Genomic DNA, 16,211 nt, shown 5'->3' with positions numbered 1-16,211 from the left:
TGGCTTTAATATAATGCCACAAAAACACCGACTAACATCATAGTTATACCTGTTATTTTATTAACCTTTTGAATCACGCTAGGATCTTTGACAGATTTTCTCAGCCTTAGTCCAAGAATATTAGCCAAACTCAATACCAACAAAACTGTCACGCCCACCACCACAATAACTTGCACCTCAGTCATTAGCGTTAGATTATTTAAATCGATAAAAATAGGCAAAAAAGATAAGTAATAAATAATGGTTTTTGGGTTAGTTCCGCCCACAATAAACCCAGAAAAAAGCAGATGGATGATTGACTTCTGACTCTTGTCTTCTTTAAAACTAACCCCCATTGAGCGATATTGTTGAAAGCCAATATAGAGCAAATATGTCGCACCAAACATTTTCACAAAAACCATGCTTTGCTCGATGGTTTGCGCCAAAAATGTAAGCGCAAACATGGCAATTGAAACATACAGGATATCGCCGATCACATGCCCAATAGAAAGCCACAAAGCCGCAATAGGGCCATAACGTGTTGAGGTGGCTAATACGGCAAATATCCCGGGGCCCGGAGAGATGGCATACACAAACGTGGCAAACATTAAAGATAGTAGTGTTAATAGTTCCATCTGCTATAATTCAATCATTATTTAAACATTTATTTTAATGCCTTATGAATTTAGATTATCTTGATTTTGAACAGCCAATTGCCGAACTAGAAGAAAAAATTAATGCGCTTTACAACATTCAAGATAAGGCTGATATTGCCGATGAAATGAAGGCCTTAAAGAGCAAAAGCAGTAGCCTCACAAAAAAGATATTTTCTTCTTTATCTGATTGGCAAATTTCTCAACTAGCGCGCCACCCTAAACGTCTTTACACACTAGATTATATTGATGAAGTGTTTGAAGAATTTACCGAGCTACATGGTGATCGTGCTTATGGCGATGACCATGCTATTGTGGGCGGTATTGCCAAATTAGACGGCCAACCAGTAATGTTTATTGGCCAACAAAAAGGTCGATCAACCCAAGAAAAACTCAAATATAATTTTGGCATGCCACGCCCTGAAGGCTATCGTAAGGCGCTACGTTTAATGAAAATGGCTGAAAAATTTAATCTGCCTGTCATTACCTTTATTGACACGCCCGGCGCTTATCCAGGCATTGGCGCAGAAGAGCGCGGACAGAGCGAAGCCATTGCCAAAAATCTATTCGAGATGTCAACCCTAGCCACACCGATTATCTCCGTGGTTATTGGCGAAGGTGGCTCTGGTGGCGCTTTGGCAATTGGCGTAGCCGACACCATGATGATGTTCGAATACTCAATCTACTCAGTCATTTCGCCAGAAGGTTGCGCCTCTATTTTATATAAAGATGCCAGCCAAGCAAACATTGCTGCTGAATCCTTAAAGCTCACCTCAGAACACCTTAAAAAAGAGGGATTAATTGACGTTATTATTAATGAGCCATTGGGTGGCAACCATCGTGATCCGTCAGAAGCTCAGTCTTTATTGAAAGCTGCTTTAGTGCAAGAACTAAACGCTATTAAAAAAATTGCTACGGCCGACCTGCTTTCAGCAAGACAAGAAAAACTCCTTGGGTTTGGACAATTTAAAGACTAAAGACAGCTATCTTCAGGGCAAAAATATTGTCCTAGGCTTGAGTGGCGGCATGGATTCGGTCGTCTTACTCCACTATTTACACACCCACTTTCCCAAACAACTCAGAGTTGTACATTGCAACCATCACTTATCTGAGCATTGTGATCATTGGCATGCTTTTTGCCAACAGATATGTAAAAGCCTCAACATCCCTTATAAAAATATCGACTTTTATCTAGAAAAAACATCTAACATCGAAGAAAATGCCCGTAAAAAACGCTATTTTTCATTATCATGTGATTTAAATCAAGATGAAATTTTGTGCACTGCACATCATCAGGACGATCAAGCAGAAACTTTGCTTTTGCAATTGTTTCGAGGCGCTGGTGTTGCTGGATTAGCCTCAATGCCACCACAAAAACCTTTGGGACTAGGTGTTCACTACCGCCCCATGCTCGGGATTGGAAAACAGCAGGTGATTGACTACGCTACCCAGCACAAACTCAACTGGATTGAAGACGATAGCAACAAAGATACTAATTTTAGGCGAAATTTACTGCGTTTAGAGATAATCCCTCTATTATCAAAAATCTATCAAAATTTGACAAAATCCCTTGCTCGTAGCGCCAAACACCAGTCAGAAGCGCTCAAACTCATGCGTGAATTAGCTGAGCTTGATATTCAGACTAACAATCTGCTTGATGCTAATAATCGCCTGCAAATTGATGCATTGACAACACTTCAGCTGCATAGAATTAAAAACGTATTGCGCCATCAACTTAATCAGTTAAATTTTTTAGCGCCAAGCGACAAAATCCTCGATCAGATTATTGAGCTGTTATCTGCCAAAGCCGATGCAACGCCATTAGTTAGATGGGATGAGTTTGAAGTAAGGCGTTACCAGCAATCCTTGTATTTTATTAATAACACAACTGAAAAAATATCAGAAAAATGCCCAATTCACACTGAATTAGAAAATTTGCCAAATTTTTCCATTCGTTATCGAGCCGAAGGTCAACGCATCAAGTTACCCGGCAAAAAACACTCACAATCTCTGAAAAAGGTCTTGCAAGAAGCGGGAATACCGCCTTGGGAGCGAAATTCACTCAAAATGTATTATATTAACGATGAATTACGTGCTATGGAGCGCCTTGGACGCATGGAGCACGCTGAATAAACCTTAATTATTGATATGGATTGCTGATTTGCATTTTTTCCAAAATTTTTACTTCAAGCGCTTCCATTTTTTCAGCATCTGATTCTTCAATATGGTCAAATCCCAATAAATGCAGCGTTCCGTGAATGGCCATATGCAGCAAATGATTCTCAAAAGTTTTTCCTTGCGCTTGCGCCTCTTCAGTCACAACTGCAACACATATAACCACGTCACCTAAAATCGCCTCTTCAATTTCAATCGGCAAATCGCTGGGAAAAGACAATACATTGGTGGCTTTATCCTGATGACGATAGGTTTTATTTAACTGCTGAATTTCTATCTTATCCACAAAGCGCACGAGTAGCTCACTATCGCTTACGTTAAGCTCATCTAGTACGCTTTGTAGCGTATTGGAAAACTCTGCTTCATTAATACTATTAACGTCAATACTATTTTGAATAACAATCATGCCCAAGATTTAATTGATAAAATGATTTATTTTACGTGGTTAATATTCCAGCATTCATGCCAATCATTGAAGTTGCTATTGCCGTTCCATTAAACAAAACTTTTGATTACCAAAGTGATCATGAAGTTGCTGTTGGCGCGCGTGTTAAAGTGCCTTTTGGTGCTAAAAAAGTCATTGGAATTGCGCTTGCCAATAAAGATAAAAGTGATTTTAACAAGCTGAAATCTATCGTGGAAGTTCTGGACGAAATGCCGATTCTGGATAAACCCATTCTGGATTTTCTTTTTTGGGCAGCTAAATATTATCACCATCCTGTTGGCGAGGTGTTGTTGGCAGCCATGCCCAAAAATTTGCGTCTTGGCAAAGAAGCAAAGATCAAAAAAGTTATTGGCTTGCCGCTTAAAACCAGCCAGCCTGACTTTGAAATTACCCAGGAGCAAACACTAGCTATTGAAGCCATTTTGGCTGAACAACATAAGTATCACGGCTTTCTGCTTCACGGTGTTACCGGCAGTGGAAAAACTGAAGTTTACCTGCGCATCACCCAAGAGGTGCTTAATCAAGGTCAACAAGTATTAGTATTGGTACCGGAAATCGGCCTAACGCCACAAATGATAGCGCGCTTTGAACAGCGCCTAAAAACCCGTGTCGTAGCTATTCACTCACAACTAAATGAAACCCAAAAGCTTGATGCTTATCTTATGGCCAAAAGTGGAGACGCTGGTGTGGTTTTAGGCACACGAAGCGCCATCTTTGCGCCCATGCCAAATCTTGGCATGATTATTATTGATGAAGAGCATGACGGCTCATTTAAGCAACAATCAAGCTTTCGTTATTCAGCGCGAGATCTTAGCTTTATTCGTGCCAAGCAAGTTGGAATTCCGCTGATATTAGGTACAGCTACGCCGAGCTTGGAAACTTTAAAAAACGCTATGGATAATAAGCTCACGCGCCTAACTTTGGCCAATCGAGCTGGTGGCGTGGTGATGCCAAAAGTTAGCCTGATTGACATGCGCTCGCATACTGATGGTGCTTTGTCTAAACTGCTCGTTGAAAAAATGCAGCAATACTTGTCTAAAGGCAAGCAAGTGATGTTGTTTATTAACAGGCGTGGCTATGCGCCAGTTTACTTTTGTACAGAATGTAGTTGGAAATCTGAGTGTAACCATTGCCATGCTTCCATGATTTATCATCGACATATCAATCGACTCAAGTGTCACCACTGTGGCGATGAACAAATGCCAGAACAAGCCTGTCCTGAGTGTGGCGAACAAAGCTTAGAGGTTTATGGTTACGGTACAGAACGACTCGAAGAAACCCTAGGTTCACACTTTGCCGATACGCCTATTATCCGTATTGATCGCGACACCACACGACGCAAAAAAGCCCTAGCCGAACACTTAGAAAAAATTAATTCTGGTGAGCCATGCATTATTGTTGGCACGCAAATGTTGGCCAAAGGCCATGACTTTTCTAATTTAGCCATGGTGGGTATATTGGATATTGATGGTGGTTTTTTATCCACCAATTTCCGTGCCACTGAATATTTGGCGCAGCTTCTGATTCAAGTTTCAGGGCGTGCTGGTCGCAGTGGCGATCAAGGCGAGGTGGCGATTCAAACACGCTACCCAGATCATCCAATGTTTCATTATGTCCTTTCAAATCGCTATACACAATTTGCCAGTGGCCTACTTAAGCAGCGACAAAGTGCCATGATGCCACCATTCGCTCATCAAGCGTTGTTATGTGCGAATGCTAAAAATAAACAAAATGCTGAGGATTTTTTGCGCGAGGTGGCCGGTCTCTTAAAAAGTGTTAAGCTTGATACGGTAGAAATTTGGGGGCCTGTAGCCAATTCAATTGAAAAAAAGGCAGATTATTATTACTTCAATTTGTACTTGCAATCAAATGACAGAAAAGCACTTCATCAAATGCTCGCCACTTTTAGCCAGCACATTGATACCATCAAGCTTAAAAATAAAGTTCGCTGGTATTTAGATGTAGATCCGATTGATTAAACGACATCCGTTCAAATAACTACCAACATTATTGGTATAAGCCCTAATTCTATTATTTTCCCAGTTCTATACAATTGAAATCGGTCGAGCCATATGCTTGACTTAAAAAAGACATTTAATATAAATAGGGAGAGAAAATGAAAACAACAATAAATAAAATGGTAACAGGGCTTATAGCACTTAGCATGGCATTTGGCTTATCATCGATAGCTAATGCTGGAGATTATGGCACGCAGAGAATTGCCTACCATGTTAACTATGACGGTGCTAAGCGACAAACAGGCGCACTTAGAAATATCCAAAACCATATCAATGCTGTCGGCGCAAAAAACCTAGATCTTCGAGTTATTATGCACGGCAAAGGCTTGTCAATGTTGCTATTACCAGAAGAGGCTAGTAGCACTAAGCTTCCAGTTGGAAATGCCACAAACAAGCAGCAAGCTTCTATTGCCAATCTAAAAAAACAAGGTGTTACCTTTAAAGTGTGCGCAAATACGCTAAAAGGCAAGAAGATTGATACAGACCAACTTTACGATGCTGAAAGAACTGACATCGTTCCCAGTGGTGTTGCAGAGATTGCACATCTTCAAGCCAAAGGTTTTGCCTACTTAAGACCTTAATAACATCAACACACAGGGGTTTTACCTGTGTGTTGACACTTAAAGAGAGTGCACAATGAATAGAAGATTATTTCTAAAGCAATCTATCGCCATTACTTCAGTCGCGACTGCGGTTAGTTTTGGATTGCTGACACCTATTAAAGCCTTTGCCAATACATCAGAGTTTAAAGAACTGTCCAAAAAAACTCAACGACAATTGTCTAACGCTCAAGAGGGTGAGTTTATATTAAAGGCACCAGAGATTGCCGAAAATGGCGCCATGGTACCTATTACAATCGATGCTAGCCATATGCCCGCCGTTAAAAATATTGCGATTTATGTGCATAACAACAAAGTGCCATTATCTGCATATTTTGAAATCTTAGAGGCGTCTGCTTTTATTACAACGCGCATCAAAATGGCAGAAACATCAGTTGTAACAGCTGTTGTGGGCACAGCATCAGGAAGCTTTATTAGAAACAAGACTGTCAAGGTCACCTTAGGAGGATGCGGAGGTTAGTACAATACTCCAGAAAGAATTATGGCAAAAATCAAACTAAAAGCTAAGTCAAGAGCGGGATTTATTACTGTTAGGGTGCTAATTAAGCATCCAATGGAAAGTGGCAATCGAAAAGATAAGAGTGGGAAAATCGTTCCAGAGAATCACATCACTAACCTAATCTTAAAGAAGAATAATCGTTTGGCCGCCAAAGCAGCGATTGGTGGAAGTATTTCTGAAAATCCATTTTTTCAGTTTAAGATTCCAGGTGTAAAAGGCGATGAGATTCATTTCGAATCTATTGATAATCTGGGAAAGACACTGCAAATATCCAAAGTATCAAAATAAACAATCCGGCATTAGCGTCAATTTACTTCAATGCCTTTAACTTTCTTCTCAAGACAAGAGATGATTGCACAAACTTATTAAAAAATCATGAAAAGTCAATTATCTAAAATAGTGAAAAATCTCTGGTTTCAAGATCTAGATGCTTCTGTTATTTATATTAATGAAGTTGCTGTTCGTATTCGTGCAGGAATACTTTTACTTGTACCTGTGTATATGGGTTTGATGTTATATGATGTGGCTTACACTTCAAAGTGGGTGGTTGATGTTAGTACCGCTACTGACACCTATGACACCAATTGGGATGATCAAATTATCTACGCAGTCGAGGCGGTCAAGAGAACTTATGAGTACTCAACACAAACTTTAGTTTTGTTTTATGTCTTATTTGAAATGATCGTTAGCATGTTTGTATCTACTTCCAGATTTTCACCCAGTATTCTTATTAGTAGTTATCTTGCTAAAAACCATCCACCTGTTTGGGTGCCCATAGCTCCCAAGCGATTTGCCTGGAGTATTGGCATTGGCATGGTAATCACCTGTATTATATTTTTTAATCCCGTGGTGTTTGCACATGGATTGAACTCAGTTTTTCAACTGAATCTACTGCCGACTACAGAACGATATATGCCTGCAGGATTAGGCATTATTCTCGTTTCAGTTTGCTTGCTATTTATGTGGTTAGAGGCGATATTGGGATACTGTGTAGGCTGTAAAATTCACGCTTTACTGGTGAAGATTGGCCTGCTCAAAGAAACATGCCATGCATGCAACAATCTAAACTGGGATAAAAAATAAATTCGATAAAGTTAGTTTTTGACTAAGTATTTACCATGCCCATAACCATGGCCATTTTCATTAAATCAGAAATATTATCGGCATTCATTTTTTCCATAATTTTTGACCGTCTAGCCTCAACTGCCGATTGAGTAACAAACACTTCTTCAGCAATTTGTTTACTTAGAGCACCTTTGATAATCCACCCAAATACTTGCTTTTCCTTATCGGTCAACTGATTATATTTTTCCTTAACTTTTAGGACGCGCAATACTGCTTCCCTATTATCACTATCAATTTCAATAGCTTGGTGTACTCGGTCCAAAAGATACTGATTATTAAACGGCTTTTCAATAAAATCTAATGCGCCTTCTTTAATCGCACGCACCGCCATAGTTATATCTCCATGGCCTGTAATCATTAAAACCGGAGGTGAAATACGGTACTCTTTTAGCTTTATTTGCAAATCCAAGCCGCTCATCATAGGCATTCTAATATCGGTAATAATGCAGCCAGGAATGTCGCCATCAAACTGTTCTAAAAAACTGACAGCTGTTGCAAACAATTTCACTTTCCAGCCTACAGACTCCATTAATAAAGACAAGGCCGCTCTAACCTGTTGATCATCGTCAATAATAAAAATAGTAGCTTTATTCATGAGGCGCTTTAATGGGTAGTGTAAATTTAAAAGTAGTCATATTGTGTGTCGATTTTGCCACATATAGATTGCCATAATGTCGTTCAATAATACTTCTGCTAATCGATAAACCCATGCCCATGCCATTTTTCTTGAGCGTTGAGAAGGGGTCGAATAAATGCTCAACAATATCAGCATCAATACCGTTACCAGTATCCATAATAGCAACTTCTATCGTTTTATCTAGACATCTTGTCTTGATACCCAGGACTTTATGCTTATCACTGCCATCCATGGCATCAATTGCATTTTTACATAGATTTAAGACTACTTGATCAATTTGCACTGCTTGCGCAAATACCAAAGGCAGCGTTTGATTTAAATCGAGCCTAAGCTGAATGTTATTATCTTTAATAAGCGCTTGCAACAATGTAATCACGCCCTTAATTCTTGCGTTAATATCGATCAATGCATAATCAGACTGATCCTTATTGCTCATTTTGCGCATGTGTTTAATCACATTGGCCGCATGTTCAGCCTGCTTTGATAACATGCTAAAAATATCTAGAAACTTATCCGCATCATACTGCTTGGATTTAATGAGCCCCGCTCCTGTAAAAGCCATGGTTGATATAACTGTTAACGGCTGATTTAACTCATGCGCTATGCCCGTTACAATTTCACCCATGGTATTGAGTCTGCTTACATGCTCGAGATCCTGCTCATATTTTTTTTGTAATTTTTGATGTTCAATTTGTTGGGTGATGTCTTTAAAAACAACAACACTACCAACAATATTTCCCAATTTATCTTTAATAGGGGTGGCACTATATTCAACAGAAATACTCTGCCCATTCTTTTTCCAAAAAGTATCTTTATCAATAAACCGGGCTTCTCCATCCATAAATGTCTCATAAACTGGACATTCATTACTAGGGTGGGGCGTGCCATCTGCATGCGTATGATGAAGAATTTCATGCTGCAATTTTCCTAACATATCTTGCTTGTCCCAGCCCAATATGTCGGTTAACGCCTGATTAATAAAGGTGCATTTTCCAGCTAAATCAACACCATAAATCCCCTCAGATACTGAGTCAAGAATCATATTATTTTGCTGCTCTATAAAATAATTAATGATTTTTAGTCGATTGTTTAGTCTTAATACCCATAACCCTGTCATTACCAATACAATCAATACGATAAAAAACATGGATGATAAAACGAGATTATCTTTAATATATTGAACAAAACTAACCTTGCCAAAATCCTGATAAACACCTACACGTAGGCTTTTCATGAGATCGTGAATAGGCTGATAATTAATCGGTGTTACCCACTCCCAATAGCCTCTAGCGGTCGCCTCTTTGGAGCCAGGTGTCATCAATAAAAGCGTAGAAGCCACCTGCTTAGCAATAAGCTTAGAGGTATGGCTTGCTTTAACAAAGGCCCATTCTGGATATAACGACGTACTCAACAAACAAGGAAAATCTTTGACTTTTTTCTGATTAAGTACTCTTAGCTTTGCCAAATCTAAGTTTTTGCTATTAGCGAGTCTTTCAAGTACACCAGTACGCACAATGCCAACATCAACCGAACCATCCAAAACACGACGAACGATATTCTCTTGCACGCCTAAAAAAGATACTTTGGATTGATTAATGACGTCAACATTATGCTGCTTTAATTCGTTGTACCCGATAAGCCAGCCTCCCAATCCTTTTGGGTTGGCGCCAGCAATAGACTTGCCTCTTATATGAGGAAAATTAACAATATCGCTATCAGACCTGGAAAAAATAACCGAACCAAATTCAGATGATTTGGATGCATCTACCAAGGTGAGGATGCTGGTGGCACCATATTTTACTTGTAGCTCAACAAAAGTAACGGGCTGGGTAATAATAAAATCAACTTTCTGCTGCTGCACCAATTGATCTAAATATTCTATGTTGCTTGGCTCTATAGGGATAAGTCTAAATCGATGCTTTAATATATGAGCATTCAAATAGTCAACTGTCGGTTGCCAGGAAGTGCGTGCATATTCCTCACCTGAAAAGGCTAAAACAGCAATTGAAATATTTTTAGCAACAGCGGATAAAGATAATCCAAAAAATAGAGCGGCTAATAAAAACTTAAATCTACACACAAACAATAGCTATTCCATGACACGTTCTAAATACAAGTAAACGGCATAGGCATTTTTACGATTAGCTGCATCAAAAGCTGGCTCGTCTTCAAATTCTGACCAATCAATGGCTTGATAAGCTTCATCAAAAGGTGTCATCTCATCAACAACAGTGGTTAATTGCTTAAGCAGGAAATTTAGGTATCGGTAGGTGAGATCCATAGTTTCTTGTGGCTGATCTGAAGCAGAGCCATGTCCAGGAACAAAATATTCCATCTCAATATTGCGCACTCGATCGAGCGTTTTTGACCATTTTATAATATCGGCGTCGCCCACAAAGGGGATGCGCCCTTCAAAAATAATATCGCCACTATAGAGTGTTTGATCATTCAAACTCAATAAAGACATATCGCCTTCTGAATGCACTTTGCCAAAATAAGTCAGTAGAAATTGATGATTGCCTAAATTAAACTTTGTATCTTGATCAATAATTCGATCGGGCTTAACCAGATAAGTTTCGTCATTAACCCATGGGTAAAGTGACGTACGTCTAGATTCTAGCAAGTTGGGAGCGGTTTCAGAATCAAGATAGTCCCAAGTACCTTTAGGCGACCAGATTTCAGCCCCTTGTTCTTTAAATACTTGTAGGCCGTAAATATGGTCCGCATGATAGTGGCTCACAATCACTAGCTTAATAGGCTTGTTAGTCACTTTTCGGATTTCGTCAAGCATGGCTTTAGCGAGTGACGGTGTGCCCAAAGCGTCAAATACCACCACTCCTTCGCTGGTGACTACAAAACCGGCATTGGAGATAAAGCCCTCGTATTCAGTAGCAGCGCCGGACAAGCCAGGTATGTAGTAAGCACTACCGTTGAGTTTTTCAGCAGCCATATCAACACTAACTTTTTCATAATCATTAGCTTGGACTGTGAAGGCTAATAAACTTAATAGTAAAATGATTTTTTTCATAATTCCTCAATAACGATTTTAATGGCTTTGGTAATTAGCAACAACTCTTGCTTGCTAATAGTAAAAGGTGGCATGGTATACAGTAGCTTACCATAAGGTCTAAGCCATACGCCATGTTCAATTAGTTGATTTTGAACCTTCTCTACATCTATTTCTTGGGTTAATTCGACCACGCCAATAGCGCCCAAAATACGCACATCAGCGACCTTATCATGTGACTTCAATGAAGACAACTCACCACTCAAAACAGTCTCAATATCAGCAATATTATCCTGCCATGGAGAATTTAACAATAACTCAATACTAGCATTGGCCACACTACAAGCTAGTGGGTTGGCCATAAAAGTAGGGCCATGCATGAGTGTGCCAACCCTTTGGGAGATTTCATCCGTTGTCAGGGTTGCAGCCAAAGTCATATAGCCGCCTGTTAGCGCCTTACCTAAGCACAAAATGTCTGGCTCAACATCGACATATTCTAATGCAAACAATTCACCTGTACGTCCAAATCCTGTGGCGATTTCGTCCAAAATAAATAGCACTTGGTGTTGCTGACATAGCGCTTTGGCTTTGGTTAAATATTGAGGATTATAAATTCTCATACCACCTGCACCTTGCACCACAGGCTCTAAAATCATAGCGGCAATATTGTCTGAATGCGCTTTGAGGGTTATTTCTAAATCTGCCAAGGCCTCATCCATTGACACCATTGATGGGCTTTTGACAAAAAAATGTTGTGGTAAAACACCTGAAAATAAATGGTGCATGCCATTGTCTGGATCGCACACGCTCATAGCGCCAAAAGTATCGCCATGATAACCGCCACGAATAGTGATAAATTTGTGTTTTTTAGCTTGGCTTTTATTATGCCAATATTGCAAGGCCATTTTCAGTGCTGCTTCCACAGCGACAGAACCTGAATCTGTAAAAAAGACTTTGCTAAGATTTTCAGGCGTAATATCAACTAAGGTTTTAGCAAGCTCGATTGCAGGATCATGCGTTAAACCACCGAACATCACGTGTGACATTTTGCTTAATTGTGTTGTCAGCGCCTGGTTTAGTGTCGGATGGTTGTAGCCATGAATGGTGCTCCACCAAGAACTCATGCCATCAATAACACGCTTATCGTCCTCTAAATTAAGATAAACACCCTCAGCTGAAAGCACCTTGTGCGCTTTAACAGAGTTAGGAATTTTGGCATAAGGGTGCCAAATATGGTTTTGATCAAATGTATCCATACAGATGCATTTTACGCATGATATTTATAATACGCACGAAACTGTTGAGGTCTGTGCGTATGATCAAGAGGAGGATTTATTTTCCAAAAAATTATAAATAATTTTTAAGCTCAGCCATAGAATCAATGACTAAGTCTGGATTGGTATCGCGAATATCGTTGCCGTGGTTATAACCGTATGACATGCAGATAATATCAAACCCAGCTGCGCGTGACGCCTTAACATCACTGACTGAATCACCCAGCATAAGCGAATCTTTTGGATCGATACCGAAAAAATCAGCACTATGAAGAAGTGGCAATGGATCAGGCTTTTTCTTCGCTAAAGTGTCGCCAGACACTACGATACCAAAATAATCAAAAATACCCAAATCTTTTAAAATAGGCAAAGTGAATTGCTCAGCTTTATTGGTCACACAGCCGAGTGTATAGCCTTGTGCTTTCATATAAGCCAAGCCCTCTTCAACACCCTCATACAAACATGAACGTACCGATGTATTAACCGCATACAGCTCTAAAAATATTGGATAAGCTTGATCATATTCAGCCTGATTAGGCGTCCCTTCTAGCTCCCCTGTTAAAGATCTTTCAACTAATTTTGGCACGCCGTTACCCACCCAATGGCGAACTTGTGCCTCGCCCCAAGGCTTCTTACCCATGGCCTTCATGGTTTCATCAACACAATATGCCAAGTCTGGAACACTGTCTACCAAGGTGCCATCGACGTCGATCATAATTAATTTTGGATTGAATTTTTTTGCACTCACTTGGATACCTCTTTAGTTATTTTGGTAGAATAGTCTTTAGACTAAATTTAAAAAACATTGTAATGAAAAACTCAACAACCATTGGCTTTATTGGCGCAGGAAATATGGCTTATGCTATTATTTCTGGATTGATTAATACTGGTTTTTCTACTGAAAATATTAAAATCAGCGATACGAATGCGTCGCTATTATCCCTGCGAAAGCAAGAGTTTAACCTTGAAGTATTTACGGATAATCTAGCGCTTGCCTGTTGTTGTGACGTCTTGATATTGGCAGTCAAGCCTCAAGTATTGGCTGACGTCTGCCAGGCGTTAAAAGGCGCGCTCAAGCCCAATACACTGATAATTTCAATTGCAGCAGGCGTGCGTGCACACGACATAGACCGCTGGCTTGGTGGTGATAATGCCGTTGTACGCACCATGCCCAACACACCGGCCTTATTAAACCAAGGAGTGACAGGATTATTTGCAAACAAATGTGTGAACGATGTGCAAAAAGAATTAGCCACTAGCATTCTTAACAGTGTAGGTCAAAGTCTGTGGGTGTCGGAAGAAGGTATGTTAGACGCTGTAACCGCCTTATCTGGCAGTGGCCCAGCTTATTTTTTCTTAATGATTGAGTCCATGGCAAAAGCAGGTGTTGCACTCGGGCTGGATGAAGCAACAGCACAAACGCTTAGTATACAAACTGCTTTGGGTGCTAGCATGATGGCCAATACTAGCAATGAATCACCAAGAGAATTACGTGCCAATGTCACTTCTCCAAATGGCACTACCCAAGCTGCGATTGAATCATTTCAAGATCAAAATTTTGAAATGATCGTTACACACGCGATGCGTGCTGCGTTTGATAGAGCTGGCAAGCTAGCGTCAGAACTAAGTGATAGCGACTGAAACGGTTACGTTTAAACTTCAAACCTCGAGAATATACGTGCGTATCTCAATACTTGTGCATCTATTTGCACTCATTGTGATTTGGCTTTATAGCTTTAACAACTACGCCAGTCTTGCATTGAGTGCTGCATTAATTATGCATTTTTATTGGCTAAATTTAAATATTTTGCTAAAAAAATCAAATACCATCCTCTCATTTTCTTTAAAGGATAAAACACTCATAACAACTGATAAATTAGGCCGTAATCGCCAATATCCCTGTGTTTACTGCGCCTATCAATCTCAATTCCTGGTGATAATCAGCCTTGGTAAGCGCTCTTTGGTTATTTTTAAAGATTCACTTTCCTCTCACTCCTTGTCACAATTGAACAGACTACTAAATGCTTGAGCCTGAAGATATACTAAAACTAAACGTTTTAATTGCTACCTCGATTGCCATTCGCATCGATACTTATAAATTAGTCGTAGTTGGATTGAATACACAACTAAAAGAGCAGACTATTGAGCTAAAACCCAGTGGTGATAGTGCAGCTTATATCAAGGAGGTTAAAAAACTATTGGTTACTCAAGTACTTGGTGCCATGGGCGGCTACCCTTCTTATTTAAAGCGTTGGTCAAGAATGGGTCAGGTTGAATCTTCAAACTTGACCTCACTACTTAAACTGGGTGAGGTTGAAGCTGTTGTAGCGGTTGCCAATTCAACCAATCTGGATGATCAACTACTCAAACTGACTTGGTGGTGCGCTACCAATACTGATAATCAGGCTGAAATTGGCCGATTTTTACTCACCAAAACGTTTGTTACCCATACTGAAACAGGTCGAGAAATTGCTGAGTATTTGCTTGAATTCCTACCTTTTGTCAATGAAACCGAACAGCTAATTGACACAACCAGCTTGGTGCTACAAGACGGGTTAATTGATCAAAAAGCCAAAGCAAGACTTTGGCAACAAGGTCAAAGAAAAACAGCCTTCTTGGTAGGCTTTGTTGAGAGAATGCAAGGCAAGCTGCCTAACGAACTCAACATTCAAGCTCTTAACTATCAACATCCTGACCTGCAAATCATTAACAGCGAGCAATCACAAATTTTTTTAACAACTTTGGCGCATATTCTTAAAAAAATCAACCAGGAATACGTACTTTATAGAGCCTTGGAAGCCTTGGGAAAATATTTATCTCATGAGAAAATCATCATGCAAGATACTATTGATAAAATTAATATTCAAATTAAAAGCTTGGATTTGACATCTAACACAGAGCAAAATCAGCTCAATGCTAGATTGTTATTAGCAGGTGTGAACGAGCGTTTGGTGGTTAGCACTATTTCAGCTCATAATCTAACGGGATCTGCCATTCGTAAAAAGCTAGCCCCGGTACTCGAGCCTATTCAAAAAGCACTGGCCATTCTAACTACCCCATAGCATTTGCATATTGGCAATTGCGGCCAACGAGGCGGTTTCTGTTCTCAGCACTCTAGAACCTAGTAGCAATGGCTGCGCGCCTTGCTGCATTGTGTAAGTAATTTCATCATCACTCAAACCACCTTCAGGACCTATAAGAATCGTTGCTTGGTCGGGTTGATCAAACTCTAATAATGATTTTTGTGCTCGATGATGCAAGACAAATACATGGGGACAATTACGCGCCATTAAGTCGGTCAAATCTAGTGGATTGAGTAATTCTGGAACCACTGATCTACCAGATTGCTCACAGGCGCCAATGATAATTTTGCGCCAATGTTGCATACGTTTATTTAATTTTTCAGCTTTTAGTCTAACCACGCAACGCTCAGTAAAAATAGGAATAATTTGATTAACACCAAGCTCCACCGCCTTTTGCATTAAAAAATCCATCTTTTCACCCTTGGCCACACCTTGTGCCAAAATAAGATTTAATTTTGATTCGCTTAAATTGGGAGCACAACTATTAATACGCACTTCACATTGCTTTTTAACGCTTAGCACGCTTGCTTTATAATCATGGCCATCACCGTTAAATAAGGTGATTTCTTGCCCTTGAGGAAAGCGCAAAACCTTGGCTAAATGATGAGAGGCATATTCATCAAGAATTCTATTATCATTAATTTTCAAAGGGGTATCTTGGTACAAGCGAACGTGTTTCATGGTATCTTTGCGCTA

The 16,211-nt window shown here is 39.8% G+C and carries 17 protein-coding genes; 9 read left to right on the top strand and 8 right to left on the bottom strand.

Annotated elements, in window-relative coordinates:
* Positions 1–5: 5 nt before the first annotated feature.
* Entirely contained in the window at positions 6–614 is a 609-nt protein-coding gene (locus SP60_RS04860) for a LysE family translocator (protein WP_053951551.1), read from the bottom strand.
* A gap of 44 nt (positions 615–658) precedes the next feature.
* On the opposite strand from SP60_RS04860, the gene SP60_RS04855 reads away from it, so the two are divergent.
* Both SP60_RS04855 and tilS read left to right on the top strand, forming a co-directional pair.
* Entirely contained in the window at positions 659–1,609 is a 951-nt protein-coding gene (locus tag SP60_RS04855) for an acetyl-CoA carboxylase carboxyltransferase subunit alpha (protein ID WP_053951550.1), read from the top strand.
* Complete coding sequence (tilS, locus tag SP60_RS04850) at positions 1,590–2,765, top strand: tRNA lysidine(34) synthetase TilS (RefSeq protein WP_053952226.1); 1,176 nt, start codon at positions 1,590–1,592, stop codon at positions 2,763–2,765. Before SP60_RS04855 ends, tilS begins: the two co-directional genes overlap by 20 nt.
* A gap of 7 nt (positions 2,766–2,772) precedes the next feature.
* Here tilS and ybeY read toward each other — a convergent pair whose 3' ends face one another.
* On the bottom strand, positions 2,773–3,213 hold the full coding sequence (gene ybeY, locus SP60_RS04845) for an rRNA maturation RNase YbeY (RefSeq protein ID WP_053951549.1): 441 nt from the start codon (positions 3,211–3,213) through the stop codon (positions 2,773–2,775).
* A 56-nt stretch (positions 3,214–3,269) separates the two neighbouring features.
* Between ybeY and priA the strand changes: the two genes are divergently transcribed.
* The 5 genes from priA (at position 3,270) to SP60_RS04820 (ending at position 7,472) form a co-directional block, all read left to right on the top strand.
* A complete protein-coding gene (gene priA / locus SP60_RS04840; RefSeq protein ID WP_053951548.1) occupies positions 3,270–5,231 on the top strand; it encodes a replication restart helicase PriA in 1,962 nt (653 codons plus the stop codon).
* A gap of 137 nt (positions 5,232–5,368) precedes the next feature.
* Positions 5,369–5,851 (top strand): DsrE family protein, encoded by a 483-nt coding sequence (locus SP60_RS04835; RefSeq protein WP_053951547.1) that lies wholly within the window; start codon positions 5,369–5,371, stop codon positions 5,849–5,851.
* A 55-nt stretch (positions 5,852–5,906) separates the two neighbouring features.
* Entirely contained in the window at positions 5,907–6,350 is a 444-nt protein-coding gene (gene soxY / locus SP60_RS04830) for a thiosulfate oxidation carrier protein SoxY (RefSeq protein ID WP_053951546.1), read from the top strand.
* Positions 6,351–6,371: 21 nt separating this feature from the next.
* The gene (gene soxZ, locus SP60_RS04825) at positions 6,372–6,677 is read left to right on the top strand and encodes a thiosulfate oxidation carrier complex protein SoxZ (RefSeq protein ID WP_053951545.1); all 306 of its coding nucleotides are present in this window, start codon (positions 6,372–6,374) and stop codon (positions 6,675–6,677) included.
* Between the two features lie 87 nt (positions 6,678–6,764).
* Entirely contained in the window at positions 6,765–7,472 is a 708-nt protein-coding gene (locus SP60_RS04820; RefSeq protein WP_053951544.1) for a DUF4395 domain-containing protein, read from the top strand.
* Positions 7,473–7,494: 22 nt separating this feature from the next.
* Here the strand turns inward: SP60_RS04820 and SP60_RS04815 are convergent, their stop codons facing one another.
* From SP60_RS04815 to SP60_RS04795, 5 genes are all read right to left on the bottom strand, one after another.
* Entirely contained in the window at positions 7,495–8,109 is a 615-nt protein-coding gene (locus tag SP60_RS04815; protein WP_053951543.1) for a response regulator transcription factor, read from the bottom strand.
* A complete protein-coding gene (locus SP60_RS04810) occupies positions 8,102–10,231 on the bottom strand; it encodes a PhnD/SsuA/transferrin family substrate-binding protein (RefSeq protein ID WP_158403337.1) in 2,130 nt (709 codons plus the stop codon). The genes SP60_RS04815 and SP60_RS04810 overlap by 8 nt, the downstream gene beginning before the upstream one ends.
* Before the next feature lie 9 nt (positions 10,232–10,240).
* Positions 10,241–11,179: an MBL fold metallo-hydrolase gene (locus SP60_RS04805; protein WP_053951541.1), complete on the bottom strand. Its 939-nt coding sequence runs from the start codon at positions 11,177–11,179 to the stop codon at positions 10,241–10,243.
* Positions 11,176–12,414: an adenosylmethionine--8-amino-7-oxononanoate transaminase gene (bioA, locus tag SP60_RS04800; RefSeq protein ID WP_053951540.1), complete on the bottom strand. Its 1,239-nt coding sequence runs from the start codon at positions 12,412–12,414 to the stop codon at positions 11,176–11,178. Before bioA ends, SP60_RS04805 begins: the two co-directional genes overlap by 4 nt.
* 91 nt (positions 12,415–12,505) lie before the next feature.
* Positions 12,506–13,180 carry a phosphoglycolate phosphatase gene (locus tag SP60_RS04795; RefSeq protein ID WP_082319643.1) on the bottom strand — a complete coding sequence of 225 codons (675 nt, stop codon included), beginning with the start codon at positions 13,178–13,180 and terminating at the stop codon, positions 12,506–12,508.
* Positions 13,181–13,242: 62 nt separating this feature from the next.
* Here SP60_RS04795 and proC point away from each other — a divergent pair, with 62 nt between their 5' ends.
* Positions 13,243–14,073 carry a pyrroline-5-carboxylate reductase gene (proC, locus tag SP60_RS04790; protein ID WP_053951539.1) on the top strand — a complete coding sequence of 277 codons (831 nt, stop codon included), beginning with the start codon at positions 13,243–13,245 and terminating at the stop codon, positions 14,071–14,073.
* A gap of 380 nt (positions 14,074–14,453) precedes the next feature.
* Positions 14,454–15,494, top strand: coding sequence for a hypothetical protein (locus SP60_RS04780; protein ID WP_053951537.1), 1,041 nt, complete (start codon positions 14,454–14,456; stop codon positions 15,492–15,494).
* Here SP60_RS04780 and SP60_RS04775 read toward each other — a convergent pair.
* A complete protein-coding gene (locus SP60_RS04775) occupies positions 15,480–16,196 on the bottom strand; it encodes a 16S rRNA (uracil(1498)-N(3))-methyltransferase (RefSeq protein ID WP_053951536.1) in 717 nt (238 codons plus the stop codon). The two genes, SP60_RS04780 and SP60_RS04775, sit on opposite strands and share 15 nt — an antisense overlap.
* Between the last annotated feature and the right edge of the window lie 15 nt (positions 16,197–16,211).

The sequence above is a fragment of the Candidatus Thioglobus autotrophicus genome (assembly GCF_001293165.1).
GTDB lineage: Bacteria > Pseudomonadota > Gammaproteobacteria > PS1 > Pseudothioglobaceae > Thioglobus_A > Thioglobus_A autotrophicus.
This window is presented reverse-complemented; position numbering and strand designations above follow the sequence as displayed.

What these genes read in the sequence shown, in the direction of transcription:
- SP60_RS04860 (WP_053951551.1), bottom strand. Translation starts at nt 614, where the DNA reads ATGGAACTATTAACACTACTATCTTTAATGTTTGCCACGTTTGTGTAT.
- SP60_RS04855 (WP_053951550.1), top strand. Translation starts at nt 659, where the DNA reads ATGAATTTAGATTATCTTGATTTTGAACAGCCAATTGCCGAACTAGAA.
- ybeY (WP_053951549.1), bottom strand. Translation starts at nt 3,213, where the DNA reads ATGATTGTTATTCAAAATAGTATTGACGTTAATAGTATTAATGAAGCA.
- priA (WP_053951548.1), top strand. Translation starts at nt 3,270, where the DNA reads ATGCCAATCATTGAAGTTGCTATTGCCGTTCCATTAAACAAAACTTTT.
- SP60_RS04835 (WP_053951547.1), top strand. Translation starts at nt 5,369, where the DNA reads ATGAAAACAACAATAAATAAAATGGTAACAGGGCTTATAGCACTTAGC.
- soxY (WP_053951546.1), top strand. Translation starts at nt 5,907, where the DNA reads ATGAATAGAAGATTATTTCTAAAGCAATCTATCGCCATTACTTCAGTC.
- soxZ (WP_053951545.1), top strand. Translation starts at nt 6,372, where the DNA reads ATGGCAAAAATCAAACTAAAAGCTAAGTCAAGAGCGGGATTTATTACT.
- SP60_RS04820 (WP_053951544.1), top strand. Translation starts at nt 6,765, where the DNA reads ATGAAAAGTCAATTATCTAAAATAGTGAAAAATCTCTGGTTTCAAGAT.
- SP60_RS04815 (WP_053951543.1), bottom strand. Translation starts at nt 8,109, where the DNA reads ATGAATAAAGCTACTATTTTTATTATTGACGATGATCAACAGGTTAGA.
- SP60_RS04805 (WP_053951541.1), bottom strand. Translation starts at nt 11,179, where the DNA reads ATGAAAAAAATCATTTTACTATTAAGTTTATTAGCCTTCACAGTCCAA.
- bioA (WP_053951540.1), bottom strand. Translation starts at nt 12,414, where the DNA reads ATGGATACATTTGATCAAAACCATATTTGGCACCCTTATGCCAAAATT.
- proC (WP_053951539.1), top strand. Translation starts at nt 13,243, where the DNA reads ATGAAAAACTCAACAACCATTGGCTTTATTGGCGCAGGAAATATGGCT.
- SP60_RS04780 (WP_053951537.1), top strand. Translation starts at nt 14,454, where the DNA reads ATGCTTGAGCCTGAAGATATACTAAAACTAAACGTTTTAATTGCTACC.
- SP60_RS04775 (WP_053951536.1), bottom strand. Translation starts at nt 16,196, where the DNA reads ATGAAACACGTTCGCTTGTACCAAGATACCCCTTTGAAAATTAATGAT.